The following is a 5,060-nucleotide window of genomic DNA, read 5'->3' as shown; positions in this document are numbered from 1 at the left end:
GAGGGGAAGCACGCGCAGGGACGGGGGCGGGCGGGACGCCGCGTCCGCGCGCGGTAGCCTTCCCCCGCAGACGGCGGCGGACCACGAGCCGGGCGCAGCAACGCGGAGGAGCCACAGGGATGGCCGAGCACACCAGGTCGAGCATCATCGTCGAGGCGGCACCGGCCGAGGTGATGGAGGTGATCGCCGACTTCGAGCGCTACCCGGAGTGGACCGGCGAGGTCAAGGAGGCCGAGGTGCTCTCCACCGACGACCGCGGCCGGGCCGAGCAGGTGCGGCTGCTGCTCGACGCCGGGGCCATCCGGGACGAGCACACCCTCGCCTACGAGTGGGCCGGTCCCGAGGAGGTCCGCTGGTCCCTGGTGAGGTCGCAGATGCTGCGCACCCTGGACGGCGTGTACCGGCTGAGGGCCCTCGACGGCGGCAGCCGCACCGAAGTGACCTACCAGCTCACCGTGGACGTGAAGATCCCCATGCTCGGCATGATCAAGCGCAAGGCCGAGAAGGTCATCATCGACCGCGCTCTGGACGGGCTGAAGAAGCGCGTCGAGAACGGCGCCAAGTCCTGAGCGTGGAGGGCATCCGGGCGCGCACGGTCCTGGTCACCGGCGGCGGGGGCAGCGGCCGTACCACCGTCGCCGCCGCCACCGCGCTGGCGGCGGCCCGAAGCGGCCGCCGCACACTGCTGCTCAGCGCCGAGGACCCGGCCCTGCTGGAGGCGCTGTTCGGCACGGACGGCGCGGGCGGTGCGGACCGTACGGACGGGGAGGGAGCCGCCCGCGAGGTCGCGCCCGGTCTGGTCCTGTCCCGCCTCGACTCCGGCGCCGACTTCCGGGCCCGCGCCGTCGCCCTCCAGGAACGCGCCCGCTCCGCCCTGGACCTGCTGGGCGCCGAGCCGCTGGACGACGACGAGCTGGCCGAGCCGCCCGGAGCCGACGCCTTCGCCCTGCTGCGCGCCCTGCGCGCCGCACACGACCCGGCCGCGCACGACTTCACCGGGGGCGGCCCGTACGACCTGGTCGTGGCCGACATGCCGCCGGTCGGGCGGGCCGTGCGCACCCTGGCGCTGCCCGAGCACACCCGGCGCTGGCTGCGGCGGCTGCTGCCGCCGGAGCGGCAGGCCGCCCGCGCGCTGCGGCCGGTGCTGGCCCAGCTCGCCGGGGTGCCGATGCCCGCCCGATCGCTCTACGAGGCCGCCGGCCGGCTGGACCGCGAACTCGCCGCCGTACAGGCGGTGGTCGAGTCGCCGGGGACGACCGTGCGGCTGGTCGTCGAGCCCGGCCCCGCCGCCGTCCGCGCGCTGCGCGCCGCCCGGGCCGGACTCGCGCTGCACGGTCTGGCGCTGGACGCCGTGGTCGCCAACCGGCTGCTGCCCACCGCCTCGCCCGATCCCTGGCTGGCGGGCCTGGCGTCCCGCCAGCAGAAGGCGCTCAAGGAGCTGCTGGGCGGCTGCCCGGACGGCTCGGCGGACGTGTGCGAGCTGCCGCACCTGGGACGGGAGCCGCAGGGTGTGGCCGACCTCGGTGAACTGGCGGAGCGGATCCCACCGCCCGGCCCGCCGTCCGCAGCCGCCCCGGACGGGGACCTGGCCGAGGACCGGACCGGAGACCGGGCCGAGGGGCCGTGGACGGTGGAGGACCGGCTGGCGGACGAGGGCGTCCTGCTGTGGCGGCTGCCGCTGCCCGGCGCCGTCCGCGAGACGCTCTCCCTGGTGCGCCGCGGCGACGAGGTCGTCGTCACCACCGGGCCGTTCCGCAGGGTGCTGCCGCTGCCCGCCGCGCTGCGCCGCTGCGCGGTGGCCGGAGCCCGGCTGGCCGACGGCGAGCTGACGGTGCGCTTCGAGCCCGAAGCCGGGCTGTGGCCCGAGCGGGACTGAGCGGGGCCGCGCGGGACCGAGCGGGACCGAGCGGGACCGCACGGGACTGAGCGGGACTGAGCGGGACCGAGCGGGGCCGGGAAGCCCGACGCCCCGGGCGCCGCCGGGGCGTTCGGGTAACGTCGAGGAGGAGGGGGCCGTCCGCCGGGCGGTCCTCCGCCACACGCCGCGGACCGCCGCGGCCCCGTCGCAGCCACCGCCCCAGGAGCCCGCCATGAGCGATGCCACCGAGCGCCCCTCCCACGCAGACCCCGGCGCCGATTCCGACGCCTGGGCCACCGCCTGCGAGGAGGACCTCGCCGCCGAGCGCGAGCGCCGCCGCGAGCGGTACGGGACCCCGCCGGGGAGTGCCGCCGAGGAACTGCTCAAGCTGGCCGAGGCGGTCACGGGGAAGCTCGCCGAGCTCGGCGGGCCGCTGGCCGGCCCCGCCGCCCGGGGCGCGGTGCGGCAGTTCGCCCAGTTCGCCGACCGCGCCAGAGCGGTGGTGGAACCCGTCGTCGAACGCAACCCGCAGGTCTTCGACCACCTCGCCGCCGCGGGCGGCGAGCTGCTGGCCGCCTACCGCGCCGCGGTGGCGGACCAGGAGGGGCGCTGGACCCGTGCGGGAGCGGGCGGCGGCGCGGCGGAGGACGGCGGCACGGCCCGGGAGGAGAAGGACGACAAGGGCCGGGGCGGCGAGGGGGAGGGCCCCGCCGGATCCCAGCGGATCGATCTCGACTGACCTCCGCCACGCTCCCGCCCCGTCCGGATTCCGGCCGAACCCGTCCGGAATTCGGCCAGGGCTCCTCCGAACGCCCTCCGGACACCGTTCGGGCAGTGTTCACGCCTTGTACGGACCGGGTTGGGTTTCGCAGTCGGTCCGTTCAAGCCTCCGCCCTCCGGTACGGTTGTGCACAGCGGGGATCGACCGAGTAACTGAGGGACACATGGGACTCACCATCGGCGTCGACATCGGCGGTACGAAGATCGCGGCCGGCGTGGTCGACGAAGAGGGCGCGATCCTCGAGACCAGCACGGTGCCCACCCCGCCCACCGCCGAGGGCGTCATCGACGCCATCGCGGAGGCGGTCCGCACCGTCAGCACCGGGCACGAGGTCGAGGCGGTCGGCATCGGCGCCGCCGGCTACGTCGACGACAAGCGGGCCACCGTCCTGTTCGCACCCAACATCAAGTGGCGCAACGAGCCGCTCAAGGACAAGGTCGAGCAGCGCGTCGGCCTCCCGGTCGTCGTCGAGAACGACGCCAACGCCGCGGCCTGGGGCGAGTACCGCTTCGGCGCCGGCCAGGGCCACGACGACGTCGTGTGCATCACGCTCGGCACCGGACTGGGCGGCGGCATCATCATCGGCGGGAAGCTCCACCGCGGACGGTTCGGCGTCGCGGCGGAGTTCGGCCACGTCCGGGTCGTCCCCGACGGCCTGCTGTGCGGCTGCGGCAGCCAGGGCTGCTGGGAGCAGTACGCCTCGGGCCGCGCCCTGGTCCGCTACGCCCGCCAGCGTGCCAACGCCACCCCCGAGAACGCGAAGATCCTGCTCGCCCTGGGCGACGGAACCCCGGAGGGCATCGAGGGGCGGCACATCAGCCAGGCCGCCCGGCAGGGCTGCCCGGTGGCCGTCGACTCCTTCCGCGAGCTGGCCCGCTGGGCCGGAGCGGGACTGGCCGACCTGGCCTCCCTCTTCGACCCCGCCGCGTTCATCGTCGGCGGCGGTGTCTCGGACGAGGGCGACCTCGTCCTCGAACCGATCCGCAAGTCCTTCCGCCGCTGGCTGGTGGGCAGTCAGTGGCGCCCGCACGCCCAGGTGCTCGCCGCCCAGCTCGGCGGCAGGGCCGGTCTGGTGGGCGCGGCCGACCTGGCCCGCCAGGGCTGACGGCGGGGGGCGCGGGTGAGCCAGGCCGCCGGGAACGGAGACTTCCCCGGGAACGGAACCGGACCCGAATCCGGGCCCGGAGCCGAATCCGGACCCGGGCGCGCGGCGCCCGGGGAGCTGCCCGCGTCCCGCACCGAACCGGACGGCTCGGCCGTCGTCCGGCTGATGAGCTACAACATCCGCTCCATGCGCGACGACACGGACGCGCTGGCCCGGGTCGTCCGGGCCTGCGCGCCCGACGTCCTCTGCGTCCAGGAGGCGCCCCGCTTCTTCCGCTGGCGCAAGTACGCGGCCCGCCTCGCCCGGGAGACGGGCCTGGTCTACGTCACGGGCGGGGCGACCGCCACCGGACCGATGATCCTGTCCTCGCTCCGCGCCCACGTGGAGCGCGGTGAGGACGTACTGCTGCCGCGCACTCCCGGCCTGCACCGCCGTGGCCTGGCCACGGCGGTGCTGCGCTTCGGTCCCTCCGCCCGGCTGGCGGTGGTCTGCTGCCACCTCAGCCTGGCCGAGAAGGAGCGGTACGCCCAGGCCGGGATGGTCCTGGACCGCCTGGCGGGCATGGGAGAGGACGCCGGGGTGGTGGCCGGCGACCTCAACGACGAGCCGGACGGCCGGGCCTTTCGCCGTCTGGCCGCCGCACTCCAGGACGGCTGGGCCACCAGGGCGTGGGGCGGCGAACTCACCTCGACCGCGGCCGAGCCGCGCAAGCGCATCGACGCGGTGCTGGCCACCGGGGCGGTGGAGGTGCTGGGCTGCGGTGTGCCCGCCGGCCTGCCGGGCGTCGCCGACGCGGACCTGAGGGCGGCCACCGACCACCTGCCGGTCCTGGCCGCCCTGCGCGTACCCGCCGCGTAACCCGGGCCCCGGGTCTTCCCGTACGGCCCGGCCCCCTCACCGGTCCGGCCGGTCCGTCAGACCACGGCGCCGCGCCCCGGATCCTCGAAGTCGTCGTCCTCCTCGTCGCGCATCCGCATCACCAGCGCCGCGAAACCGCCCAGGAACCCGCCGATGCCCAGGGTGGCGATCCACCACGTCACCGGCTGCTGGAACAGGATGGTCAGCATCAGCAGCAGCGGACCGCCCAGGACCGCCAGCCAGGCGAAGCGGCTCGCGGGATCCCCCTTGGGCAGGGGCGGGGGCTCGGGCGGCACGAAGTGGCCCTCGTCGTCCTCGCCGAGGTCGTCGTCGGACGGCTCGGCCGGGCTCCAGTCGCGCGGTCCGGAACCGGCCGCGTACACGGTGAAGCCGCGCACCGGGGGGTCGCCGGCGGCCGGCCCGGAGCGCTCGCCGTCCCCCTCGCCGCCCCCGCCGGG

The 5,060-nt window shown here is 76.2% G+C and carries 5 protein-coding genes and 1 pseudogene; 5 read left to right on the top strand and 1 reads right to left on the bottom strand.

Annotated features, from left to right (window positions below):
• Window positions 1-119: 119 nt before the first annotated feature.
• From L7D48_RS19595 to L7D48_RS19575, 5 genes are all read left to right on the top strand, one after another.
• Window positions 120-569: an SRPBCC family protein gene (locus tag L7D48_RS19595; protein WP_237880834.1), complete on the top strand. Its 450-nt coding sequence runs from the start codon at window positions 120-122 to the stop codon at window positions 567-569.
• Window positions 570-580: 11 nt separating this feature from the next.
• A complete protein-coding gene (locus L7D48_RS19590) occupies window positions 581-1,876 on the top strand; it encodes an ArsA family ATPase (RefSeq protein WP_237880844.1) in 1,296 nt (431 codons plus the stop codon).
• A 214-nt stretch (window positions 1,877-2,090) separates the two neighbouring features.
• Window positions 2,091-2,597, top strand: coding sequence for a DUF5304 family protein (locus L7D48_RS19585; protein ID WP_237880832.1), 507 nt, complete (start codon window positions 2,091-2,093; stop codon window positions 2,595-2,597).
• Between the two features lie 205 nt (window positions 2,598-2,802).
• Window positions 2,803-3,744 carry an ROK family glucokinase gene (locus tag L7D48_RS19580; protein WP_237880830.1) on the top strand — a complete coding sequence of 314 codons (942 nt, stop codon included), beginning with the start codon at window positions 2,803-2,805 and terminating at the stop codon, window positions 3,742-3,744.
• 165 nt (window positions 3,745-3,909) lie between these two features.
• Window positions 3,910-4,602, top strand: a complete 693-nt coding sequence (locus tag L7D48_RS19575) for an endonuclease/exonuclease/phosphatase family protein (protein WP_237880828.1) — start codon at window positions 3,910-3,912, stop codon at window positions 4,600-4,602.
• Window positions 4,603-4,658: 56 nt separating this feature from the next.
• Here the strand turns inward: L7D48_RS19575 and L7D48_RS19570 are convergent.
• Window positions 4,659-5,060 (bottom strand): annotated as a pseudogene (locus tag L7D48_RS19570) (hypothetical protein); the annotation flags it as partial.

The organism is Streptomyces sp. ICN903 (assembly GCF_022015835.1).
Lineage (GTDB): Bacteria > Actinomycetota > Actinomycetes > Streptomycetales > Streptomycetaceae > Streptomyces > Streptomyces fenghuangensis.
The sequence above is the reverse complement of the archived record's forward strand: the minus strand, read 5'-3'. Positions and strand labels throughout refer to the sequence as shown.

Bases quoted from the DNA above. Each gene is read 5' to 3' on its own strand.
- L7D48_RS19595 (WP_237880834.1), top strand. From the start codon at position 120: ATGGCCGAGCACACCAGGTCGAGCATCATCGTCGAGGCGGCACCGGCC.
- L7D48_RS19585 (WP_237880832.1), top strand. From the start codon at position 2,091: ATGAGCGATGCCACCGAGCGCCCCTCCCACGCAGACCCCGGCGCCGAT.
- L7D48_RS19580 (WP_237880830.1), top strand. From the start codon at position 2,803: ATGGGACTCACCATCGGCGTCGACATCGGCGGTACGAAGATCGCGGCC.
- L7D48_RS19575 (WP_237880828.1), top strand. From the start codon at position 3,910: ATGAGCTACAACATCCGCTCCATGCGCGACGACACGGACGCGCTGGCC.